Origin of the sequence: Streptomyces flaveolus (genome assembly GCF_000716535.1) — a bacterium.
In the GTDB taxonomy this organism is placed as follows: Bacteria; Actinomycetota; Actinomycetes; order Streptomycetales; family Streptomycetaceae; genus Streptomyces; species Streptomyces flaveolus_A.
The window spans coordinates 99,338-121,107 of the sequence record NZ_JNWV01000020.1 but is presented as its reverse complement, the minus strand read 5'-3'; the positions used below and the strand labels follow the sequence as shown (position 1 = coordinate 121,107).

General features: G+C 69.9%; 19 protein-coding genes. 9 read left to right on the top strand and 10 right to left on the bottom strand.

Annotation, left to right across the window (positions count from 1 at the left end):
- Positions 1-36: 36 nt before the first annotated feature.
- The 5 genes from OO52_RS22195 to OO52_RS22175 are packed head-to-tail and all read right to left on the bottom strand — an operon-like array spanning position 37 to position 6,155.
- Positions 37-384 carry a DoxX family protein gene (locus OO52_RS22195; protein WP_051818460.1) on the bottom strand — a complete coding sequence of 116 codons (348 nt, stop codon included), beginning with the start codon at positions 382-384 and terminating at the stop codon, positions 37-39.
- The gene (locus tag OO52_RS22190; protein ID WP_030645489.1) at positions 381-2,414 is read right to left on the bottom strand and encodes an acetoacetate--CoA ligase; all 2,034 of its coding nucleotides are present in this window, start codon (positions 2,412-2,414) and stop codon (positions 381-383) included. Before OO52_RS22190 ends, OO52_RS22195 begins: the two co-directional genes overlap by 4 nt.
- On the bottom strand, positions 2,411-4,039 hold the full coding sequence (locus tag OO52_RS22185) for a bifunctional 3-(3-hydroxy-phenyl)propionate/3-hydroxycinnamic acid hydroxylase (RefSeq protein WP_030645487.1): 1,629 nt from the start codon (positions 4,037-4,039) through the stop codon (positions 2,411-2,413). The genes OO52_RS22190 and OO52_RS22185 overlap by 4 nt, the downstream gene beginning before the upstream one ends.
- Entirely contained in the window at positions 4,036-5,013 is a 978-nt protein-coding gene (locus tag OO52_RS22180) for a fumarylacetoacetate hydrolase family protein (RefSeq protein WP_030645485.1), read from the bottom strand. The genes OO52_RS22185 and OO52_RS22180 overlap by 4 nt, the downstream gene beginning before the upstream one ends.
- Positions 5,010-6,155, bottom strand: a complete 1,146-nt coding sequence (locus OO52_RS22175) for a VOC family protein (RefSeq protein WP_030645483.1) — start codon at positions 6,153-6,155, stop codon at positions 5,010-5,012. Before OO52_RS22175 ends, OO52_RS22180 begins: the two co-directional genes overlap by 4 nt.
- 138 nt (positions 6,156-6,293) lie before the next feature.
- Here OO52_RS22175 and OO52_RS22170 point away from each other — a divergent pair, with 138 nt between their 5' ends.
- On the top strand, positions 6,294-6,929 hold the full coding sequence (locus OO52_RS22170; RefSeq protein WP_030645481.1) for a TetR/AcrR family transcriptional regulator: 636 nt from the start codon (positions 6,294-6,296) through the stop codon (positions 6,927-6,929).
- A gap of 364 nt (positions 6,930-7,293) precedes the next feature.
- Here the strand turns inward: OO52_RS22170 and OO52_RS22165 are convergent, their stop codons facing one another.
- The 4 genes from OO52_RS22165 to OO52_RS22150 all read right to left on the bottom strand — a co-directional run bounded on the left by OO52_RS22165 (position 7,294) and on the right by OO52_RS22150 (position 13,502).
- Positions 7,294-8,025, bottom strand: coding sequence for an alpha/beta fold hydrolase (locus OO52_RS22165; protein WP_030645479.1), 732 nt, complete (start codon positions 8,023-8,025; stop codon positions 7,294-7,296).
- 302 nt (positions 8,026-8,327) lie between these two features.
- Complete coding sequence (locus OO52_RS22160; RefSeq protein ID WP_030645477.1) at positions 8,328-8,957, bottom strand: TetR/AcrR family transcriptional regulator; 630 nt, start codon at positions 8,955-8,957, stop codon at positions 8,328-8,330.
- A 113-nt stretch (positions 8,958-9,070) separates the two neighbouring features.
- Positions 9,071-10,117: a zinc-binding dehydrogenase gene (locus tag OO52_RS22155; RefSeq protein WP_030645475.1), complete on the bottom strand. Its 1,047-nt coding sequence runs from the start codon at positions 10,115-10,117 to the stop codon at positions 9,071-9,073.
- Between the two features lie 163 nt (positions 10,118-10,280).
- The gene (locus tag OO52_RS22150) at positions 10,281-13,502 is read right to left on the bottom strand and encodes a bifunctional cytochrome P450/NADPH--P450 reductase (RefSeq protein ID WP_030645473.1); all 3,222 of its coding nucleotides are present in this window, start codon (positions 13,500-13,502) and stop codon (positions 10,281-10,283) included.
- 245 nt (positions 13,503-13,747) lie between these two features.
- On the opposite strand from OO52_RS22150, the gene OO52_RS22145 reads away from it, so the two are divergent.
- The 4 genes from OO52_RS22145 to OO52_RS22135 all read left to right on the top strand — a co-directional run bounded on the left by OO52_RS22145 (position 13,748) and on the right by OO52_RS22135 (position 17,253).
- A complete protein-coding gene (locus tag OO52_RS22145; RefSeq protein ID WP_030645471.1) occupies positions 13,748-14,401 on the top strand; it encodes a TetR/AcrR family transcriptional regulator in 654 nt (217 codons plus the stop codon).
- Positions 14,402-14,553: 152 nt separating this feature from the next.
- The gene (locus OO52_RS50920; protein ID WP_158712537.1) at positions 14,554-14,730 is read left to right on the top strand and encodes a hypothetical protein; all 177 of its coding nucleotides are present in this window, start codon (positions 14,554-14,556) and stop codon (positions 14,728-14,730) included.
- A gap of 75 nt (positions 14,731-14,805) precedes the next feature.
- A complete protein-coding gene (locus OO52_RS22140; protein ID WP_030645470.1) occupies positions 14,806-16,314 on the top strand; it encodes an MFS transporter in 1,509 nt (502 codons plus the stop codon).
- A gap of 75 nt (positions 16,315-16,389) precedes the next feature.
- Positions 16,390-17,253: an amidohydrolase family protein gene (locus OO52_RS22135; protein ID WP_078877301.1), complete on the top strand. Its 864-nt coding sequence runs from the start codon at positions 16,390-16,392 to the stop codon at positions 17,251-17,253.
- Positions 17,254-17,465: 212 nt separating this feature from the next.
- On the opposite strand, the gene OO52_RS47615 is transcribed toward OO52_RS22135, so the two are convergent.
- Positions 17,466-18,329, bottom strand: coding sequence for an ATP-binding SpoIIE family protein phosphatase (locus tag OO52_RS47615; RefSeq protein ID WP_324608318.1), 864 nt, complete (start codon positions 18,327-18,329; stop codon positions 17,466-17,468).
- Between the two features lie 322 nt (positions 18,330-18,651).
- Here OO52_RS47615 and OO52_RS22125 point away from each other — a divergent pair, with 322 nt between their 5' ends.
- The 4 genes from OO52_RS22125 to OO52_RS22110 all read left to right on the top strand — a co-directional run bounded on the left by OO52_RS22125 (position 18,652) and on the right by OO52_RS22110 (position 21,520).
- The gene (locus OO52_RS22125; RefSeq protein WP_030645467.1) at positions 18,652-19,719 is read left to right on the top strand and encodes a S1 family peptidase; all 1,068 of its coding nucleotides are present in this window, start codon (positions 18,652-18,654) and stop codon (positions 19,717-19,719) included.
- A gap of 314 nt (positions 19,720-20,033) precedes the next feature.
- A complete protein-coding gene (locus tag OO52_RS22120; RefSeq protein WP_030645466.1) occupies positions 20,034-20,813 on the top strand; it encodes a D-Ala-D-Ala carboxypeptidase family metallohydrolase in 780 nt (259 codons plus the stop codon).
- 56 nt (positions 20,814-20,869) lie between these two features.
- Positions 20,870-21,184 carry a hypothetical protein gene (locus OO52_RS22115; RefSeq protein WP_199820015.1) on the top strand — a complete coding sequence of 105 codons (315 nt, stop codon included), beginning with the start codon at positions 20,870-20,872 and terminating at the stop codon, positions 21,182-21,184.
- A gap of 69 nt (positions 21,185-21,253) precedes the next feature.
- Positions 21,254-21,520, top strand: coding sequence for a hypothetical protein (locus tag OO52_RS22110; RefSeq protein ID WP_199820014.1), 267 nt, complete (start codon positions 21,254-21,256; stop codon positions 21,518-21,520).
- Positions 21,521-21,770 lie beyond the last annotated feature (250 nt).

Sequence of the window (21,770 nt, the reverse complement as noted above, 5' to 3'; positions counted from 1 at the left end):
CAGGACGAGTGGCCGCCGGCAGTCCCCCGGAACGGGTCAGAGGCCGGCGAGGAGTACGAGGTACCAGGCGACCAGGGCCGCGCATGTCACCGCGGGGAGGAGCTTGGTCAGCCCGTCGCCCTTGCGTGCGTGCGTGGTCACGGCACCGGCGAGCAGCATCAGCAGTCCGATGCCGGCCAGGCCGCCGCACAGCGGTACGACCGGGCCGAGGGCCACGCCGACGGCGCCCGCCAGCTCCAGGCCGCCGATGACCCGGTAGGCCGCGGTGGTGAAGCCGGCGTGGGCGGCCAGCTCGGGCATCGGACCCAGGGCCAGGATCTTGGCCGTGCCCAGCAGGGCGAAGATCAGCGCGAGGAGACAGGTCAGCGAGGCGGAGAGGATCACGAGGCGCCTTCGGGGGTGTGCGGGCGGCGGGCCTGGCGGCGTTCGGCGCCCAGGCCGGCGAAGTAGGCGATCAGGTCGGGGTTGTCGACCGCGGAGGGGTTGAGGACCTGGTCGGCGCGGGCGCCCTGAAGGAGGCGCTTGACCGGGACCTCGAGCTTCTTGCCGGTCTTCGTGTGCGGGATGGCCGGCACGGCGAGGATCTCGTCGGGGACGTGGCGGGGGGAGGCGCCGGTGCGGATCGCGTCGCGGATCTTCTCGCACATGGACTCGTCCAGACCGACCCCGTCGGCGAGGACCACGAAGAGCGGCATCCAGTAGCCGCCGTCGGGTTCCTCCGCACCGATGACGAGGGCCTCGGTGATCTCGGGGAGGTGTTCGACGATGTCGTGGATGTCGGCGCTGCCCAGGCGTACGCCGTTGCGGTTGAGGGTGGCGTCGGAGCGGCCGTGGACGATCACCGAGCCGTGGGAGGTGAGGGTGATCCAGTCGCCGTGCCGCCACACGCCCGGGTAGGCGCTGAAGTAGGCGTCGCGGTAGCGGCTGCCGTCGGGGTCGTTCCAGAAGTACAGCGGCATGGACGGCATCGGGCGGGTGACGACCAGTTCGCCGACCTGATCGACGACCGGCCGTCCCGCGTCGTCGTAGGCCGCGAGCGCCACGCCGAGGTTGGGGGCCGACAGCTCACCGGCCCACACCGGGGTGGTGGGGGCGCTGCCGGCGAAGCCGGAGACGACGTCCGTGCCGCCGCTGGTGGAGGTGAGCTGGACGCCTGCGCCGACGTGGTCGCGGACCCAGGGGTAGGCGGAGGCGGGCAGGGTGGAGCCGGTGCAGCCGATGACGCGGATCGCCGACAGGTCGTGCACGGAGGGTTCGACGCCGAGTTTGGCCATGGCCAGCAGGTACTGGGGGCTGGTGCCGAAGACGGTGACCTTGTGGCGGGCCGCCAGCTGCCACAGGACGTCCGGGTGCGCCACGGGGGCGGGGCTGCCGTCGTAGGTGCAGGTGGTGGCGCCGGTCAGCAGGGTGGAGACGACCAGGTTCCACATCATCCAGTGGGTGGTGGTGTACCATAGCAGGCGGTCCCCGACGCCCAGGTCGCAGTGCAGGCCGAGGATCTTGAGGTGTTCCAGCAGGACGCCTCCGTGACCGTGGACGATGCCTTTGGGCAGCCCGGTGGTGCCGGAGGAGAAGACGATCCACAGCGGGTGGTCGAACGGAACCGGGGCGATGGCCAGATACTCGGCGCGGCCGGCCGCGTCCTCCCAGGGAACCGTCAGCCTGGCGGCCCGGGTCGCGGGCCACGCAAGGCCCAGGTGGTCCACGAGGACCGTGGCCTTGAGCGTGGGCAGGGCGGCGGCCAGGTCGAGGGAGGCGGCGCGGCGGTCGTGACGGGTGCCGTTGAAGAGGTAGCCGTCCGCGGTGATGAGCACCGTGGGTTCGAGCTGGGCGAAGCGGTCGGCGGCGGCCTTGGGCGCGTAGTCCTGGCCGCACACGGACCACACCGCGCCCAGGCTGGCGGTGGCGAGGAAGGCGATGACGGCGTGGGGGGTGTTGGGCAGGTAGCCGACCACCCGGTCGCCCTGTCCGACGCCCAGGTCGCGCAGGGTGGCCGCGACGGAGGCGACCCGGGCGCGGAGCTGTCGGCCCCTGATCTCGTAGGCGGCTCCGGTCTCGTCCAGCGCGGTGATCGCGGGGGCGTCCGGGTGCAGGTTGCGCAGTGCGTGGTGGGCGTAGTTGAGGGTGGCGCCGGGGAACCAGCGGGCGCCGGGCATGGCTTCCTCGGCCAGCACCCGCTCGTACGGAGTGGCGGCGTCGATGTCGAAGTACTCCCACACCGCGGCCCAGAATTCTTCCAGGTCGGTGACCGACCAGCGGTACAGGGCTTGGTAGTCCGTCGGGGCTTCGCCGGCCAGCGTGTCCCGGTGATGGGCTGCCCACTGGGCGAAGTCCGCGATGCGGCTGCGGGCGGCCGTGTCCGGATCGGGGGTGAAGAAGGGTTCCGGGTACGGCGCGAGGCGCGGGGTGGTCATGATGCGGTGCTCCTCGGCAGGGGGTCGGGCCGGGCTTCGGCGGGGCGGCGGGTCGTGTGCAGCAGCGGGGCCCAGACGGTGGTGCCCGTGAAGTCGCTTGTGCCGGTTGGGACGGTGTCCATCACGACGTGGTCGGGGCGCACCAGGACGGCGTCGGCGCGCCCGCGGGCCAGCCAGGCGGCCAAGGTGCCGTCGTCGTCCAGGTCGTCGACGTGGATCGTGAGTGCGTCCAGTGCCGTGGCCACTGCCGTCATCCGCGCTGTCGGCGGTACGGCGGTCAGGACGGCGAAAGAGTCCCCGAGGACGTCGTCGAGGCGCACTCGCCTGCCGTCGTGTCGTACCCAGGGCTGGGGGGAGAAGGTGCCGGCCAGCACGCGGCCCGTCAGCCGGGGGCGGCGCCGTACCAGCGGATTGGCGGTCAGTGCGGGGCTGAGGTCGCGGCTCACCGCCGCGGTCACGCCGGGGATGCGGCATGCCGCGCCCACGACGGCCCGGCGGAGGGCCGCTCCGCGGTCCTGTCCGCCGGTCATGGCCCAGCCGACGGCGACCGCGAGGCGGATCACGTGGCGGGCGTGCGGCTTGCGCTCCTGCTGGTAGGTGTCCAGCAACCGGTCGTCCGCGCCCTGCTGGAGGACGCGGGCGAGTTTCCAGGTGAGGTTGCGGGCGTCGCGCAGGCCCGCGCACAGGCCCTGCCCGATGAAGGGCGGGGTGAGGTGGGCCGCGTCGCCCAGCAGGAAGACGCGCCCACGGTGCCAGCGGTCGGCGACGCGGGCCCGGAAGGTGTACCGCGCCTGCCGGATCACCTCGAAGTCGTCGCCCCCGCCCCCGTGGGCAGCGGACGGCAGGTCGACCCAGGGGGCCACCAGCTCGCGCAGCTGCTCCAGCCCTTCCGGGCCGTCCAAGGGCTCACCCTCGGCCAGTCGGAACTCCCAGCGGTAGCGGTCCTCGCCGACTCGCATGAAGGTGGCCGGGCGGGTGGGGCAGCAGATCTGCTCGGCACCTTCCCAGGTGCGCACCGGGAGGCTGGTGCGCACGTCGATGACCCGCCAGCTCTCCTCGAAACGCAGGTCCTCCCACACGGCGCCGATGGCGTCGCGGGTGATGCTGCCCGCGCCGTCGCAGCCGAGGACGGCGTCGGCCCACACGTGCTCGTCCTCGTCGCTGCCATCGTGGCGGAAGGTGACCCGGACCGGAGCCGTTCCGTCGGTGTCCTGGCTGACGGACACGACCTCCACCCCGCCCCTCAGCTCGCACTCGGGGCGACGGGCCAGGGCGTCGCGCAGCAGCCGTTCCAGCTCTGGCTGGTCGAACATGCTGGTCTGCGGGAAGCCGTGGTGGCCGTGCAGGGACCGTGGGAACTCGGCGATCACGCGGCGCCGGGCGTCCAGCAGCCGCAACCCGGGCGCCGGCCTGGCGAGGGTGGCGAACTCCTCGTGGACGCCGACGCTCTGCAGGATCCGGCGAACCTCGTCGTCCACGACGACGGCGCGCGGCAGGGGGTAGACGTCCCGGTGGCGTTCGAGGAGCAGGCTGGGCACTCCGTGCCGGGCGAGCAGGAGCGCGGCCGTGACTCCGACGGGTCCCGCGCCGATGATCACTACCGGTCTCCGGGATGCGGCGCTCACGTCGCGTCCGCCACAGCGGTCCGCTGCTCGCCCAGGTCGATCCGCCCGTCGGGGGTGGCGATCGTGGCGGTGACGAGGTCACCGTCGCGCAGGTACAGGGGGTTCTTGGCCTGGCCGTTGAAGAACGCCTTCCACTTCAGCGCGGGCGGCAGCAGCGCGGCGATCTTCTCGACCGGCTTGGGCGGGGCCTTCAGGGCGGTGCCGCCGGGCGTACCGGTCAGCAGCAGGTCGCCCGGGTCGAGGGTCTGGAAACGGGCGAGCAGGGTGAGCGCCTGCGCGGGCCGCACGATCATGTCGGCCAGGGTGCGGTCCTGACGCGTTACACCGTTCACCGACAGCCGCAGTCGCAGGTCGATCAGACGGTCGAAGTCCTCCGGCTCCAGCAGGGCCAGGTACGGACCCGTCGGCGTGAAGGTCGGGTAGGACTTGCTCTCGTAGAACTGGGTCTTGGTCAGCTGGACGTCGCGGGCGCTGACGTCGTTGGTGAGGACGAGCCCGGCGACGTACGAAGGAAGGTCCTGCTCCTCCACCACCGTGCCCACCGGGAGCGTCGCGCTCATGACGAGGCCGAGTTCGACTTCGTAGTCGAGGAAGTTCACGTGTGCCGGGCGGACGATCGTGTCGTGCGGGCCGCTGACCGAGCCGGACGCCTTGCGGAAGAAGGTGGGCGGTATGTCGCCCGTGAAGCCCGAGTCCTTGGCGTGGCTGCGGTAGTTGACCATCTGGGCGACCACTCGGCAGGGGGTGGTGACCGGAGGCAGCGCCACCAGGTCGGCGACGGGTGTGCCGTTCTCGCCGGAGGCGGTGGCCGCCTGCACGGCGGCCCGGTCGGCGAGCAGTTCGGCGGTGGTGACCGCCTTGGTCTCGATGCGGACGGCGCGCTCGGTGGGGGTCCCCCCTGCTCGAGCGGAGTCGAGAGCTTGGGGGAGGACGGCCCACCAGCCGTCGGGGGTGCGCAGCACGTTGGTGCTCATGAGCTCATCGCTTTCATCAGGCCCAGCAGGCGTGCGGGGTCGAGTTCGTTGTCGCCGCGCAGGGCATGCATGACCTCGCGCAGCTTGGCGGGGGACGGGCTGGCGCCGAGGAAGTCGCGGGTGACGGGCGGGCCCCACTGGGCCAGGCCGCTCGCCGACATCGGCGCCCAGCCGGGTTCGAGGTCGCAGGAGAACAGGTCACCGTCGGCGAAGTGCTCCAGCATGAAGCGGTCGGGGTCACGCCAGTAGTCGAAGAGCTGGCTGCCCTGGATGTGCCGGCCGATGCCCCAGCTGCGCTGGTAGCCGCGCTCGGCGAGGTACTCGCCGCCGGCGGCGATCGCGTCGAGGTCGGTGACCTGGTAGGCGGAGTGGACGTAGCCGGTGCCCGGCCCGAGGTGCAGGGCGAGCGTGTGGTGGTCCACGGGCGTGCTGCCCTGGTCGCAGCGGATGAACGCCATCGTCGGCCCGCGCTGGCGCTGCCCGTCCAGGAACAGGAAGTCGGACACGATCATCCCGAGGGTGTCCAGATACCAGTCCAGGGTCCGCAGGAAGACCCGCGTCTCCAGCACCACGTGACCGAGCCGCTGGATACGCGACGGCTCGCGGGGCGGCCGCTGGGTGGCGTTCGTACGACGGCCTTCGACTCCGGTGTTGATGATCAGGGGCTGCTGCCCGGGCAGAGCGGGCAACTGCTCGGCGCAGTGCACGACGCGGACCGGGAAGCCGGAGGGATCGAGCAGGGTGACCGCATGTCCGCCGCCGGGTACGTCGATGTCCCGGACGTCGCTGCCCATCGCACGGGCGAGCCGGTCGAGGTCGGCGCGCTCCGCCGCCCGGAACGCCGGCCCCACGAAACGGGAGGCCTGCCCGCGCCGGATGACCATGCAGGGGGAGCCCGCGAACGTGCCGCGCAGCCACAGCTCCCGCTCGGTGCGGGCGGCGATCGCGAACCCGAAGTCCCGGGCGAACACCTCGGCCCGGTCCAGGTCCGGCTTCTCGAACTCCAGCCAGGCCAGGTCCGCCACCTTGACGACGGGGTTCCGGGACCGGCCGGGATGCTCACCGCGCAGGGCGCCAAGCTCACTGTGGAGATCTTGATGGGGCGTTTGGAGATCGGCCCTGTTAACGGGGGTGTGGGACATGGTGCCCTCCAAGCAACACTGCCGTAATGAGGAAATCATCAACTTTGCCGTTGCTCATCGTCAATAGAGCAAGCCCAAACAATTGATGGAAACATCAGTCATGCGGGTGTCATCGGCTCGGTTGTTACACTCGGTCGTATGCCGATGTCAGCCCCGCCCCGCAACCGCTTCGAACGGCGCCGCGCCGAGACCCGTCAGGCCCTCATCCGCGCGGCCCGGCAGATCCTCGCGGAGACCGGCGACACCAGCGCCAGCATCCAGGCCATCGCCGAGCGCGCGGATGTCGGCTTCGGCTCTTTCTACAACCACTTCGAGTCCAAGACGGCACTGTTCGACGCCGCCGTGACGGACGCCCTGGAGGAGTTTGGTCAGGTCATCGACGAGCATGTGGAAGGCATCGACGACCCCGCCGAGCTCGTCGCTGCGGGTTTCCGCCTCAGCGCCCGGATGGCGGACTCACACCCCGAACTCATGCGGATCCTGCGCGACCGCGGCCTGGCCCACATCCACTCCGATCGCGGCCTGTCGCCACGAGCGCTTCGTGATCTGGAACGCGGCATCGCCTCGGGACGCTTCACCGGCACCGATCCGACCACGGCCCTGTCCGCTCTGGGCGGGACCCTGCTGTCCCTGGTGGCGCTGAGGCTGGCCCGCCCCGACCTCGACGGCGACGAGGCCGCCTCCGACCTCGCCGCGATGGTCCTGCGTATGCTGGGCCTTCGCCCGGAGGAGGCGCACGAGGTCACCCGGCGCCCGCTGCCGGGCCTCGACTGAGGAGTCGGTGGGATCTGCGCCGCCGGCCAAGGCGCGGGGGCCTCGTACGACGGCGCCGTCGCCCTGCAAGCCGGGCCAGCCACTGCGAGACACGATGCGGTGGACACCGGTTGCACGGGGCGGCCCCTGCCTGCGGACCGGATCACCTCCGGTGGTATACGCGCGGATCGACGCTGTTGTCGCCAGTCGGATCCGTCGCGACATCGGCCAAGGACCTGCGGCGGTCGCCGTGATCATCGACCTCTCAGTCGGAGCGCCCGCCCCGCTCGGCGGTATGCGCGGCGATGCGGTGACCCTCCCGTGTGCCTCCGGCGGCCTGGCGCCAGAGGCACAGCCCACGGGCGTGCTTGTCGGGGCGCGCCAGTCACTCCCGTGAGCTGGTCCACTGCTCCTCGAGGGCCACGGCGACCTCGGCCGGTTTCTGGATCGGCGTCCAGTGGCTGCTGTCGAGCCTCAGGAAACGGGTGGCGCGCACGGAAGCGGCCATCTTCTCGCCGAACTCGACGGGGCAGACTGGGTCGAGCGCCCCCCAGAACACCAGGGACGGACCGGCCAGGTTCGCCAGATCCAGTTCCCACTCCGCACCGACCGTCAAGGCGGAACGATATAGCTTGAGAATGCTGTCGCGCATGGTCTCGTCCACGCGGCCGGCTGTCTGTTCGGCCAGCTCAGCCGCGATCTGGAAATTGTCGGTCAGGTCCTTGGCGAACGCGGCGGCGTCGTACTCCACGGCCCAGCGGTCGCCCGCGACGGGGTCCTGCCACAGCTTGGCCAGCGGATGCCAGTCGTACTCTGCGCTGACCGGACCGTTGCTGCCGGCCCACGTGCGGATCAGATCCGGCCGTACGGAGGCCACGCGCGCGGTGAGGAGGCAGCCCCAGTCATGGCCGACCAGGTCGACTGGTTCACCGATTCCTTCCAACCGCTCGATGAGCCAGTAGACGTATGCCTCCTTGGTGCAGGTGAAGCCCTCTGGCCGCGGCGAACCGAAACCGGGCAGGTCCCAAGCCTCCACGTCGCTGCGGGTCAGATGCTCGCGCACGCCGTCCCACACATGGTGGGTGTCGGGTACGCCGTGGATCAGGATGGCAGGCATGAATGAACTCCTACAGGGGGTGAATGTCCGGACAGAAGTGGAGCGACGACACAGGGAGGAGGGGGAATGGGGAGGGGGGATGGGGACGCCGAGGGCGGCGTCGGGTCACCGAGGCGTAACGCTTGAGGACCATTGGCCTGGGCCAGGCACCGTCCCCTCCGGGCCGGCTGACGCGCAGGTGGATGGTGAACGGCCCGCAGCGTATGCGTCCGGGACAGGAGAGTGGACCCTGGGACGCGCCGCCTCTACGCCGCCCGAGGGGGCCCCAGTGGCCAGGCAGCGTTCCGGGCCGGGAGTCGCCCTTACTCGCGCAACACGGCTCGAACCCGGCGCGATGCGATGTGTGGTGCTACTCCGGCGGCGACGAGGAACGCGGTCGCCGCGGCCTCACCCGCAGGGTCCGCCCAGGCGGAGGTGGTGTTCTCCTCGGCGAGGGCCAGCATCAGGGCTTCCAGCGCCTGAGCGAGGATGGGCGCGGGGACGTGGTCCGCGAACACGCCGGAATGCTGGCCGCGTCGTATGGCCGCCACGGCCTCTTCGCGAGCGGGTGCCAGAGTGGCACGGATCGTCTCCTCTCCCGGATGGTGTCGCCCCAGGGAGATGAGCATGCGGTACTGGTCGCCCACCGCCCATGCCGCAAGGGCCATCCGCGTCATCGTCTCCAGCGGGTCGGCATCTGGGACACGGGTTGCAGCGAACGCCTGTCGCAGTGTCCGAGCTGCTTCGTGCGTCAACTCGGCGATCAGCGCTTGGCGGTTGGAGAAGTGACCGTAGAGGGTGCGTCGTGCGATGCCGGCCGCCAGGGCGATGCTGTCGAGACTTGCGTCGGGGTCGTCCCGCAGTTTTTGCCGGGCAGCGGCGAGGATGCGTCGGCGGTTCGAGCGAGCGTCGCTGCGTTGCGGAGTGCGGCGCCGGGCGTCGGTCGTGTGCATGGCTCCATCTCCACGGGTTCTGGCTGCGGGAAAGCCGTGGGCGCCGGTGCGCCCTCACACACCGGCGCCCACTCACCCCTGCCCAGGGTGGCTTGTCGTCCTGCTGACGGGCGTCAGGGGACGAGGATGAGGCGGATCGGGTCGCCGATCTTGTTCTCCAGTCGGTGGACGGCGTCGGCGGCCTCGATGAGCGGGATGTGGTCGGTGATGGAGGGGGCCAGGTCGAGGCGGCCGGCCGCGGTCAGCTGGACCAGCTCGGAGACGGACTCGGGGAAGCCGCCGTAGTGGCCGCGCACCTGCTTCTGCAGGTAGTTGAAGGTCAGGCCCTCGGTGATGGTGAGCGGCCGGGGTGTGATGCCCACCAAGATCAGGGAGCCACCCAGGCCGAGCACGGAGGCGGCCTGGTCGCGGACGGCGGGGACGCCGGCGCAGTCGAAGGCGAAGTCCAGGCCGCGTCCGCCGGTGGCTGCGCGGACCTGGTCGGCGAAGTCGGGGGCTGCCGGGTCGAGCGCGAGGTCCGCGCCGAAGGCCAGGGCGCGCTCGCGGGCGCTGGGCAGCGGGTCGACGGCGATGATCGGGGCGGCGCCGACCAGGCGGGCGAGGCGTACGTTGTGCGCGCCGACTCCGCCGACTCCCCAGACGCCGACGGACTGGGCGGCACGGACGCCCGCGGTGGCGACGACCGCGGCGTAGGGGGTGGAGACCGCGTCGGGGATGATCGCGGCCTGGTCGAAGGGGAGGCTGTCGGGGATGGGGATGAGGGTGTCCTCGCGGGCGATCACGTACTCGGCCCAGCCGCCGTCGTAGTCGATGCCGGCGGTGAGCATCTGGGTGCAGGGGCGGTGGCGCACGCATCCGGCGCACGTGCCGCAGGTCTTGCCGGCCTCCAGGGTGACGCGGGTGCCGACGGGCAGGCCGCGCTTGAGGTCGGGGCCGAGCGTGTGGATGACACCGGAGACCTCGTGGCCGACGGTGATGGTGTCGGAGGTGGCGAACAGCGGGACGAGGGAGCCGTCGAGGAGGTGGACGTCGGAGAGGCAGACGCCGGCGGCCTTGACCTCGATGAGGACCTCGCCCGGGCCCGGCACGGGGATCGGGACCTCTTCCACGGCGAACTTCTTGCTGTCCAGGTGGAAGCGTCCGGCGAGCATGGTGTCCATGACGGTCTGCTTTCTGTGAGAGGCACCGCCCGGTGGTTCGGGCCAGTGGGCGCTGTGTGGTGTCTGGGGGCTTGTGGTGGCCGGGAGGCGTACGGCCGGCAGCGGGGGATGCCGCACGCCTCCCGGCGGCTGGGGGTCACACGCCTTGACGGCGTTGTGACGGTCAGGCGAAGACGTCCTGCTGGTAGCGCTCGTCGGCCTCGAGCTGGGCGAGCCACTGCTGGGCGGTCTCGTCATCGCTGCCGGTCTTCTGGCGGTGGATGGCGGCGAGTGCCTCGCGCACGGCGGGGGCCATGCGGCGGCCGTCACCGCAGACGTAGATGTACGCGCCGTCCTCAATGGCCTGCCACACCGTGTCGGCGGCATGGGCGATGGCGTTCTGCACGAACCGGGCGGGGTGGCCGGTCACCGCGGAGTAGGCGGTGTGCACCTGGGCGATGCCGGCCTGCTCCCAGTCCTGCATCTCCTGGCGGTAGAAGTAGTCGTGCTCCGGGTGGCGGCAGCCGACGAAGACCTGGGACAGGCCCACCCGGGTGCCGTTCGCGTGCTGTGTCGCCCGCTCCTCCAGGAAGCCGCGCAGCGGCGCGATGCCGGTGCCGGGGCCAATGAGGATCAGCGGCGTGGCGGGGTCGGCGGGCGGTGCGAACGTCGGGGAGGGCACGCGGACGTAGCCGTAGGCGACGTCTCCGGGTTCGAGGCCGGCGATGTAGGCGGAGCAGGTGCCGCGGTACTGGCCGTCGCCGGACAGGGCCGGGCCTTCCAGCAGGCCGACGGTCAGGCGCACGTGGCGCGGGTTGGCCGACGGTGCGGAGGAGATGGAGTAGAAGCGCGGCCGGATGGGGCCCATCATCTCCAGGAACACCGCCAGCGGCAGCTCGATGGCCTCGAAGCGCTCCAGCAGGCCCAGGACGGAGATGCGCTTGCCGAGGATCTCCTTGCTGTAGCGCTCCTCGGCTTCCTGGGTGTCGGCGGTGTACGCCTGGAGCTGCGGCCGGGTCCACGGGCACTCGGTGTACTCGGCGAGCGTCTGGATCTGGGAGCGGGTGGCCACGTCCTGCAGCTCCAGGAACTCGGTGAGCAGGATGCCGGCGGTGACCGGGGTGCCGACCGGCAGGTGTGTGCGGCCACCGGCCGGCTGGTCGAGCCGGAGGACCTGGTCGTAGTCGACGCCGAGCCGCCTCAGAGCGCGCTCCACCAGGGCGAGTTCGTTCTTGGCGAAGACGGCCAGGTGGTTGCCGGTGTCGTAGGTGACGCCCTCGGGCAGTTCGAAGGTGATGGACTTCGCGGACGGGCGCGGCGGCTCGATGCTGAAGTCCCACAGTCCGGTCGCGTCGGCCACCAGTTCCTCGTTGGCGACCACGGTGAGCGGGTACGCCTGCTCGGAGACGATGGCGGGGCGCACGTCGGACTCGGTGAGCAGCTGGACCTGGTAGCGGGGGCCGCTCGCCTGGGAGGTGTCGGCGGCGTACTCCTCGGCAAGGGTGGCCCACAGGTTGTCCATCCACCGCGTGGCCATGCCGTCGAAGTCACCGGCGGCGTCCGCGATGCCGCGCTCGACTACCGGGGTGGCCCCGGCCGCCAGCAGACCTTCCTCGATCCGCTTGGGGAATGCCTGGTAGGTGGCCACCCATTGGGTGTTGCCGGCGCCCAGCAGCGCGTACCGCACATTCGCCAGTGAACCCTCGGGCAGCCCGGCGGCGAGCACGTCGTCGAAGCGCTGGGCGTTGTCGGGAGCCTTGCCGTTGTAGCTGGCGGCGACGACGGCGAGCAGGCCCTCGGTGGGCAGGTTGTCACCCAGCTCATCCAGGCTAACCAGGGTGGTGCCGAACCCGGAGCGCTCACCTCGGTCGGCGATCGTGCGCGCCAGGTCCTCGCACGAACCCAGGCTGGAGCCGTAGGCGACGGTCAGGTTCACACCGACGCCGCTGACCGCTGCCTGCGCCTGCGTGTCGCCGGTCTGCAGGTCCGCGGCGCCGAAGACGGTCCGCTCGTGCTCCTGACGACGGCGCACGATCAGCTCGAAGTTGCCGGGCTTGCGCGTCAGCGCCTCCCGGGGGTCCATCTTGTAGTCGGTGGTGTCGGAGAACTTGAACTTCTGCAGCACCAGCGCCAGCGCCAGACGGGCCTCGACGAGCGCGAACTGTCGGCCGATGCAGGCACGCACCCCGTTGCCGAACGGCTTGTAGGCGTGCGGGTGGTGGTTGACCCGGTTCTCCGGCAGCCACCGGTCGATGTCGAACTCCTCCGGCCGCTCCCACGCCTTGGGGTGGGTGTGCAGCGGGCCCTCGATAATGTTGACCCGCGTGCCCTTCTTCAGCTCGTACCGGCCGCCGACGACGGTGTCCTCCAGCGGCGCCTTGCCGATCATCGGGATGGGAGCCCACAGGCGCAGCGTCTCCTCCAGGACCCGCGGGATGACGTCCAGCTGCATGATCGTGTCGTAGTCCGGGACCGTGTCACCGGGGATCAGCCGGTCCACCTCGGCATACGCCTGGGCCAGCACGGACGGGTTGCGCATCAGCGAGTACGTGGCGAACGCCAGCAGACCACTGGTGGTCTCGTGACCGGCGATCAGGAACGTCAGCACCTGGTCGCGGACGTTGTCGATGTCCAGCTTCTTGCCGGTCTCCGGGTCGGTGGCCTCCAGCATCAGGCCCAGCAGGTCCTCCTCACCGCCGCCCTTCCCCTCCCGGCGCTCCTTGATCACGCTCTCGACCAGCTCCTGCATCTGCCGGATGTTCTCGCGGTACTTCTTGTCGTCCGCCTTGCGCATCTTGGTCATCATCGGCAGCTCCTGCGAGCGCCGCAGCGACTCGATCAGCGCCTCCAGCAGCGCGTTCAGGAACGGGTGCAGCTCCTCCTTGTCGAAGGACCTGAACCGGTAGCCGAACCCCGACAGGGCGATCGTGTCCAGCGTCAGGCGGGTGTAGTCGTCGGTGATGTTGACCGGCTGGCCCTCCCGGCGCTCCCACTTGCCCGCCAGGTTCTGGGCGATCTCCAGCATCTGCCCGAAGTACCCCTTCATGGCCCGCTGGCTGAACGCCGGCAGCAGGACACGGTGCGCCATGCCCCATTCCTCTTCATGCTGGTGGGCCGTGAACAGGCCCGCGCCCGCGTAGTCCCGGACATGGGCCAGCGGCGTCTTGTCGATCTGCTTGAAGAACCGCGTCTCGTCGCAGACCTCCGCCACCAGATCCGGGTCCCAGACGAAGACCTGCTCGATACCGGCGATGTCCAAGCCGTAGATGCCCTCAGGGAACTGCTTGGCCAGCTCACCGAAGTACTCCACCGGATTGGTGCTGGGGATCTGCGGGGTGTGGCCGAGCAGGGGGATCCCACGCGGGGACCGGATGGGGCGAAGGTCGTTCGCGGAGTGCGTGGTCATGGCTTGCTCCTCTGCGGGGAGGGGGATGGGCAAGGGCGCGCTGCGCAGGTCGATGCCATGGCGCCGTACGGAAACATACGCCGTATGGAATTGAAACCATACGTGGTACGGAAAGCAGAGTGCAACCCCGGGAGGCCAGGTGGGGCTGTGGTGAAGCTCATTTCCGTACCGTGTACGGAACTGGTACCGTACGGGGTATGGAAAAGAAGGTGAGACGTCCCCCGCGGGGTACGAGGAAGAGAGACGTGCCTCTGACCGAGGCCGGGATCTATGCCGCCGCCCTGCGGCTCATCGACGAGGACGGGGTCGAGGCGCTCACCATGCGCAAACTCGCCACCGAGCTCGACGCGAACCCGATGTCGCTGTACCACCACGTGCCGAACAAGGAAGCCGTGCTGCGCGGCGTGACGAGAATGGTCGGAGCGCAGTTCCGCACGGTGACGCTGGAGGATGCTCCCTGGCAGGAGCGGATCCGCCTGCTGGCGACGGACTTCCGTTCCCTGGCGCACCGTCACCCTAAGCTGCTGGCGTACTCGTTCAGTCACCAGCCGGACTTCATCCAGCCCGACGACCCGTTCTGGACCGCCCTCACCGCCATCGTGGCCGCTGCCGGCGTGCCGCAGCCAGAGGTCTCGGAGATCGCCGCGCTGATGGTCGCCGTCGTCATCGGTGTCCTCACCGCAGAACTCAATGGCGCACTCCACCAGTGGTCGACCCTCAAGCCCCACGGCCCTGAAGCCGACGAAGACGGGGCCGCGGACGCAGACCCTGGCTCTACGGGTGCGGCCCCTGAAGGCCCTGACCAGGACCACATGTTCCGCCTAGTAATGGACACGCTGATCACGGGCCTGGAAACCCGGCTCACCGTCGGTCGTGGCCGCTGGGACGCCGGCCATTGAGCCAGTCAGCCTGAGACGCTGCGCCATAGGCACTCGCGCCTTGTGCCCGCAGCCGGGCGATCCCAGGCTGCGACACACGGGAGCCACCCCGTCACATCGGGTCAGACCGCCCGGCGGGGTGGTTCCACATCCAGCCTCTACACGGCAGCCGTATGCCGACGCTGAACCGTGAAATGACCACGGTCGTCAGCTTGTACCTGGTCTCCCTTCTGAAGGGGGAGACCATCAGCCTCGTCGAGCTGAATCACCCGCGCCATCCGTTCACCGAGGCGGCTACGCCGCCGAGTGCTCCCGCCCGTGAGCGCGAAGTGGCGACCCGTATCGGATGAGTCCTACCCGATCTCTCGATCACTTCTTTTCTCTCCTCCTCCATCCCCCATCCGCCCGTCCGGAGGGCCGCTCCCATGTCCCAGAACGCCACCGCCGCTGTTCGCGGCGCCGAGACCGCACCTGAGAATGTGCCCGAGCTGTCGTACCGGCGGCGCTGGTGGCTTCTGCTGGTCGTTTCGCTGTCGATGCTGATGGGTGTCCTCGACGGCACCATCGTGAACATCGCCCTGCCGTCCGCCCAGCACGACCTGGGCTTCTCCGACGCCGACCGGCAGTGGGTGGTCACCGCCTACGCGCTGGCCTTCGGCAGCCTGCTGCTGCTCGGCGGCCGCATCGCCGACCTGGCCGGTCAGAAGATGACCTTCCTGGTGGGTCTGGCCGGCTTCGCGGCCGCTTCCATGGTTGCCGGCGCGGCGAACGGTTTCGCCGCGCTCGTCATCGCGCGTGCCGTGCAGGGGCTGTTCGCCGCGCTGCTGGCCCCGTCCGCCCTCTCGGTCCTGATGACCACCTTCACCGATCCGCGGGAACGGGCCAGGGCCTTCACCGTCGCGGGCTCGGTCGCCGGTGCCGGCGGAGCCATCGGCCTGATCCTCGGCGGCGTGCTGACCCAGTACCTGGACTGGCGCTGGACCATGTACGTCAACGTGATCTTCGCGGTGGTGGCGTTCGTCGGCGGGGCGGCCCTGCTGCACCGCACCCCGCGCGACACGTCCTCGAAGCTCGATGTTCCCGGCACCCTGCTGGCTTCCATCGGCCTGTTCTGCCTGGTCTACGGATTCTCGAACGCCGAGACGCACGGCTGGGGTTCGCCGGCGACCTGGGGCATACCGGCGGCCGGTGCCGTACTGGTGGCCGTCTTCGTGTGGTGGCAGAGCAGGGCGGCGTATCCGCTGCTGCCCCTGCGGGTCCTGCTGGACCGCAATCGCGGCGCGTCCTTCGCCGCTCTCTTCGTCACCGGCGCGGGCATGTTCGGCGTGTTCCTGTTCCTGACCTACTACCTGCAGGAGAGCCTCGGCTACAGCGCTCTGAACACCGGCTTCGCCTTTCTGCCCCTGGTAGTGGCCTCGTCGTCCGCCTCCGCCGTGGCCAACAACGTCCTGGTGGCGCGCATAGGACCAAAGCCGGTGGTCCCGCTGGGCATGGCCATCGCGGCCGCCGGGCTGATCTGGATGACCACGCTGGACCTGAACAGCGGATACGTGACGCAGGTACTGCCCCAGCTGGTACTCGTCGGCATCGGGCTGGGCACGGTCATCGCGCCCGCCATGAGCCTGGCGACCTCCGGGGTGGCGGCCGCCGATGCCGGTGTTGCGTCGGCCGCTGTCAACACGCTTCAGCAGGTGGGCGGCTCCATCGGCATCGCCCTGCTCAGCACGATGGCCTCCGACGCAGCCACCGGCTACCTCTCCGGCCGCAATCCCAAGAACCCCGGCGTGCTGGCTCAGGCCGGCCTGGAGGGCTATTCCACGGCCTACTGGTGGTCGGCGGCCGTCTTCGTCACCGGCCTGGTCGTCACTGCCCTGCTCTACCGCCGGAGTGTGCCCCAGCAGAACGAGTACGCCGCACCTGTCGTGCACATGTAGCAGGACAGGTGGCTAGAGGCGTTCACCCCTTATGTGGCGGCGGCTCGAGCCGCAGGTGTCGAACATCCCGACGGGATGCCCGGCTGGCCCGCGTGGGGCGTCGAAGAGCATCTCGGCATGATGAAGCGCTCAGGGATCGACAAGTCCTACCTGTCGATCTCCTCGCCCGGAGTGCACTTCGGGGACGACATCGAGGCCCGCGCTCTCGCGCGTGAGGTCAATGAGTTCGGCGCCCGGGTCAGCAGTGAGGACCCGCAGCGGTTCGGTCTCTTCGCCTCCCTGCCCCTGCCGGACGTTGAGGGCTCGCTCGCCGAGGCCGCCCGCGCGCTCGACGTCCTCGGTGCGGACGGAGTGGTGGTGGAAACCAACCACCATGGCCTCTACCTCGGTGACCCCCGGTTCGAGCCGCTCTGGGAGAAGCTCGACCGCCGCAGCGCCGTTGTCTTCGTTCACCCCACGTCAGCGCCCCACGCCGACGAGCTTGCTCTGGGCCGGCCACGGCCGATGCTGGAGTTCCTCTTCGACGCTGCCCGCACTGCGAGCGACCGGCTCTTGCGCGGTGTCCTCGCCCGCCGTCCGCGGATCCGCTGGATCTTGACACACGGCGGAGGTGTGCTGCCGCTGCTCGCCGACCGGGTGGAACTCTTCCGCACCCACGTCGGCGGTGGCGCCGTCGACGCGCCGAGCGCCGTCGAGCAGCTCGGCCGACTCTGGTACGACATGGTCGGCACGCCATTCCCGCGCCAGGTGCCGGCCTTGGGCGCGGCCTTCGGCACCGAGCGTCTCCTCTATGGCAGCGACTACTGCTGGACGCCCATTGACGCGGTGCTCGCTCAGGTCACCTCCATCGACTCCGCGGTGCAGCCGTCCGTCACCGTCAACTGGCGGGACCTCACCACCCGCAATGCCCGCCGCCTGTTCGACACCGACGCACGGTGACCGCCCGGCCTGAAGGAACGGTCGTGAGCAAGTGGGTCTGACGACCGCGGTCGTTACAGCAGCACCGCGGTCCGGGTTGCTGGGGCGGCTTTGCCGTCAGCCGGCGGAGCTGCGGCTGATCCGCCACAGCGTTCTGGTCTGCGAGGTCACCGCCTCCAGCAGCACCTGGCCTCACCACTTTGAGCCCCCGAGCTCGTGGTCGACGCATCCGCTCACCGCAGAGCTCCGTCCGTCGTCGCGCCTACAGGGAATCCCATGCCGGGAATCCAGCGGACTCCTTCTCGCTCAGCTCGGCCCAGACTGTCTTGCCGTGTCGGGCGTGCCGCGTTCCCCAGTGCTTGGCGAACTGAGCGACCAGGAGCAGGCAGGTGAGGGGTCGTGCTACTCGTGTCGGAGACCTCGCACACGAGGGCACGGTCATGGATCAGGCGCAGCCGTATGGGAGGACGACCGTAGCGGATGGCGTTGGTGACCAGTTCGCTGACGATGAGCCCGGTGGAGAACTCGACCTTCTCCACCCGGCTGGTCAGCTGTTGAGCGACGTTCGACCGGGCCCGGGACACGCAGACGGGGTGACCGTCCAAGTACCGGCTGGCGACGTGGCGAGCGCCCAGGACGTGGGTGCGTGCGAGGAGCAGCGCGACGTCGTCGTGGGGTCGATCAGCCGGCAGCAGGGCGTCGAGCACGGTGTCGCAGGTTGCTTGCAGGGAGAAGGCGGGCTGGGCGAGTGCTTGGCGGACCAGGGCGATACCCGCTTCGACGTCGTGGTCGCGGCCTTCGATCAGGCCATCGGTGTAGAGGGCAAGGACGCTGCCTTCGGGGAAGTCGAACTCCGCCGCTTCGAACGGAAGGCCACCCAGGCCCAGCGGTGGTCCGGGTGGCAGTTCGAGGAGGTCGGCGGTTCCGTCAAGGCACACCACGGCGGGCAGCACATGCCCCGCGCAGGCGAGGGCGCACTGGCGGGAGACGGGGTCGTAGACGGCGTACAGGCGGGTGGCGCCGTCAGAGCGCCGCGATGGCCTGCGGGGGGCCGGCTGCGCATTCGACAGTCGACGCCAACGACCGAAAACGAGCACACGGCACCGTGGCCCGCCCCTGACCCCGGTCGTCGCCGCCACAGGCCACCGAGAGCCAGTTCCTCGGACTCGCCGTGCAGGCGGCGCAGCTCTTCGACGGCTTCCTGACTGTGCCTCAACTACTGGTGACAGCAATTGCTTTGCCACTTCGACCAGCAGGTACGTACCAACGTGTTACGCGCGTAAATTCCGCCTCTGGCTTCTTGTCCGCCGACCGCGGGTCACGGAATACTCCCGTCCGGAACTTGTCAGGGACACGCTGTTCGCGAGGGCTCTCGTGCCGCCCTGACGGGTCTCCCCTATCCCCACCCAGGAGGAACGAGTGAAGGTCAAAACCCTCCGCACCGCCAGACGCTCCGGGCTGATCGCCTTGGCGTCCGGGCTCCTCGCGGTGTCGCTCACCACGACCACCGCCCAGGCCGCCCCCTCGGCCAAGGCCTCGCCGGAGGCCGCGGCCAAGCTCACCAAAACCCTCGGCACCACCTTGACGGCCGGCTCGTACTACGACGCCGAGACCAAGTCCGTGGTGGTCAACGTCACCACGCGGAAGGCCGCGGAGGCCGTCCGCCAGGCCGGTGCCGTGCCGAGGCTCGTCACCTACAGCTCAGCGCAGCTGGCCAAGGCCGGCGCCGCCACCAAGGCTGCCGACATCCCCGGCACCGCCTGGGCCGTCGACCCCAGGAGCAACAAACTCGTGGTGAGCGCCGACAGCAACGTCTCGCGCGCCGACCTCGCCGAGCTCAAGTCCGCCACCGCCTCCTACGGCGACGCGGTCACCGTCAAACGAGTCAGCGGCACCTTCAGGAAGCTGCTCAACGGCGGCACCGCCATCTACGCCGACGGCGGCTGGCGCTGCTCCGTCGGTTTCAACGTCCGGAGCAGCAGCGGTGCCTACTACTTCCTGACCGCCGGTCACTGTACCGACGGTTACCCGAACTGGTACACCAACTCCGGCCTGAGCACCTACGTCGGCCCGACCATCGACTCCAGCTTCCCCACCAACGACTACGGCATCGTCCGCTACGACAACACCGGCGTCAGCCACCCCGGCACCGTCAACCTCTACAACGGCACCAGCCAGGACATCACGTCCGCCGCCAACGCCTACGTCGGCGAGTCGGTCAAGCGCAGCGGTTCCACCACCGGCGTGCACGGCGGGACCGTCCAAGCCCTCAACGCCACGGTCAACTACGGTGGCGGCGACGTCGTCTACGGCCTCATCCAGACCAACGTCTGCGCCGAGCCCGGCGACTCCGGCGGTTCGCTGTTCGACGGCACCAAGGCGATCGGTCTGACTTCCGGCGGCAGCGGCGACTGCACTTCCGGCGGTACGACCTTCTTCCAGCCGGTGACCGAGGCGCTGAGCGCGTACGGCGTCAGCGTGTACTAGGTCCTCCTCCCTCTCCCGGGCGTTGACGACGCACGTGACCGCCGCCCGGAAGGATCACACGCGGCCTGTGGGTGCGCCGTTCCGCCAACCCGCCCTACGCCTCCTGGGGGACGTTCGCGGGTGACAACGGTGAGGACAACGCCGCGCACACGCCCTGGGCCTGGGACGCCGGGACGACGGCAGCGATCTGCAGGACGGCTCGAGCCTGACCCCGCGTACCTGATCTCGCAGTACTTCACCAACACCGCTCCGCCCAGCCTCACCTACACCCGCAACGCCCACCGGTCCTGACGGGCACACCGAAGAGAGGGCTCATGAACACTGCAGCAGACTCCGGCCGAGGCCTGGACCGGCGTACCATGCTCCGCGGCGCGCTGGGCCTGACGGCCGCGCTCGGCACGGCGGCGACCGTAAGCCTCGGGTCGGCCTCCCGCGCCTCGGCCTACGGATGGACCCGCACTCTTCAGCAGGGCGACAGCGGCTCCGATGTGAAGGAGTTGCAGATCCGCGTCGGCGGCTGGGCCGCATCCAGCGCGCAGCAGACCTACGTCGCCTGGGACGGCACCTTCGGTGCGGCCACCTACAACGCGGTCAGGCGGTTCCAGTCCGCGTACGGTCTCACGGCGGACGGCGTCGTCGGCCCGCAGACCCAGAGCGTGCTCAACAGTCTCGAAAGCAGCGACGGTTCCACCGCGCACTTCGACTGGAGCGAGTTCTACTCCCATGACGGGTCCGGCTTCAGCGGCGGGCAGGTGGGCGCCGCCGAGGTCAAGGAGAACGTGCGTCGGCTGATGTACAAGCTCGAGGCCGTACGCAAGAAGGCCGGCAACAGCGCGACCACGATCAACTCCGGTTTCCGCAGCGTCTCCTACAACGCTTCGGTGGGCGGCGCGTCCAACAGCATGCACGTCTACGGCGTCGCCGCGGACATCGTCGTCTCCGGACACACCACCCTCCAGGTGTACAGGATCGCTGAGACCTGCGGATTCTCCGGGCTCGAGGCCTACACCCACTCCTGGCAGCACGTGGACAGCCGGGTCCAGTACCCCTCCTACGGCTCCGGTTCCTGGTGGTGGGAGAGCGGCGTCGTGTGACCTCCCTCCGCCCACACGCGTCGACCCGCCCCGCTCTTCAGAGGAGTTGACGAATCTTGAAGTTCCGCGCCAAGGCCCTCACCATGGCGGCCGCCGTGGTCACCGCGGTCGCCATGCAGCAGTCCGCTGCCAGGGCCGACGTCCCGCCGCAGCACGCGGTCATCGTGTGCCAGACTGCCGGCTTCTACGCCAACTACGACAGTGCCTCGGGCCCCACCGGCTATCTGCGAACCCTCACCTACGGCAACAAGGTCGGCCATACCCAGGGCGTGCACCCTGTCTACAACGGCTGGGCCGCCACCTTCGACTACGGCCCCAACGACTGGGGCTACGTGCGCATCGAGTGCATTGGCGGCTACGACTCCTGGTGAGCCGTGACAGCCCCGTGTCCCCCTCAACGACAGGGAAAGGAAAGCCGATGTCCGCACTCCGTGCCGGCCGTGCGGCCGCCGTCGACCGCGGCGAGCGCCGCGGTACTGATCGGCGCCGGGCCCGCCATCGCGTACTCGAACGGCACCGTGGGTGTCCGGGAGACCGTGTGCGCCAGTGACCTGTACGTCCGCACCGACCCGGGCGGCGCCTGGATGGGCACGCTCTACAAGGGCCAGACCTTCCTGGTGGAGAGCAAGCAGAGCAGCTGGGCGTACGGCTTCGCCTACGGCGACATCAACCGTCACGGCTGGGTCCAGGACGGCTGGTTCTGCTGACGTCTTCGCCGCAGCGCCGCTGACAGCCGCGCTGCCGTGCGGGGCGCCGTAACGGGAACGGTCGGTGTTTCCCGAACGTGTCCAGGGAAGCACCGACCGGGGACGCGGGGCCCCGCAGCCATGCCCCTGGTCGTCCTCGCCGGGACTGGACGGCCTCCTGGCGCTCGGGGTCGAAGGCGATACCAGTGGCCGGTCAGCCGACCCTCTTCCACTTTTGGCACCGGTTGGTCTGGAGGTACTCACCTCGGTT

Bases quoted from the DNA above. Each gene is read 5' to 3' on its own strand.
- OO52_RS22165 (WP_030645479.1), bottom strand. From the start codon at position 8,025: ATGCCTGCCATCCTGATCCACGGCGTACCCGACACCCACCATGTGTGG.
- OO52_RS22175 (WP_030645483.1), bottom strand. From the start codon at position 6,155: ATGTCCCACACCCCCGTTAACAGGGCCGATCTCCAAACGCCCCATCAA.
- OO52_RS22155 (WP_030645475.1), bottom strand. From the start codon at position 10,117: ATGGACACCATGCTCGCCGGACGCTTCCACCTGGACAGCAAGAAGTTC.
- OO52_RS22190 (WP_030645489.1), bottom strand. From the start codon at position 2,414: ATGACCACCCCGCGCCTCGCGCCGTACCCGGAACCCTTCTTCACCCCC.
- OO52_RS22135 (WP_078877301.1), top strand. From the start codon at position 16,390: ATGCCCGGCTGGCCCGCGTGGGGCGTCGAAGAGCATCTCGGCATGATG.
- OO52_RS22150 (WP_030645473.1), bottom strand. From the start codon at position 13,502: ATGACCACGCACTCCGCGAACGACCTTCGCCCCATCCGGTCCCCGCGT.
- OO52_RS22120 (WP_030645466.1), top strand. From the start codon at position 20,034: ATGAACACTGCAGCAGACTCCGGCCGAGGCCTGGACCGGCGTACCATG.
- OO52_RS22160 (WP_030645477.1), bottom strand. From the start codon at position 8,957: ATGCACACGACCGACGCCCGGCGCCGCACTCCGCAACGCAGCGACGCT.
- OO52_RS22140 (WP_030645470.1), top strand. From the start codon at position 14,806: ATGTCCCAGAACGCCACCGCCGCTGTTCGCGGCGCCGAGACCGCACCT.
- OO52_RS22180 (WP_030645485.1), bottom strand. From the start codon at position 5,013: ATGAGCACCAACGTGCTGCGCACCCCCGACGGCTGGTGGGCCGTCCTC.
- OO52_RS50920 (WP_158712537.1), top strand. From the start codon at position 14,554: ATGCCGACGCTGAACCGTGAAATGACCACGGTCGTCAGCTTGTACCTG.
- OO52_RS22170 (WP_030645481.1), top strand. From the start codon at position 6,294: ATGCCGATGTCAGCCCCGCCCCGCAACCGCTTCGAACGGCGCCGCGCC.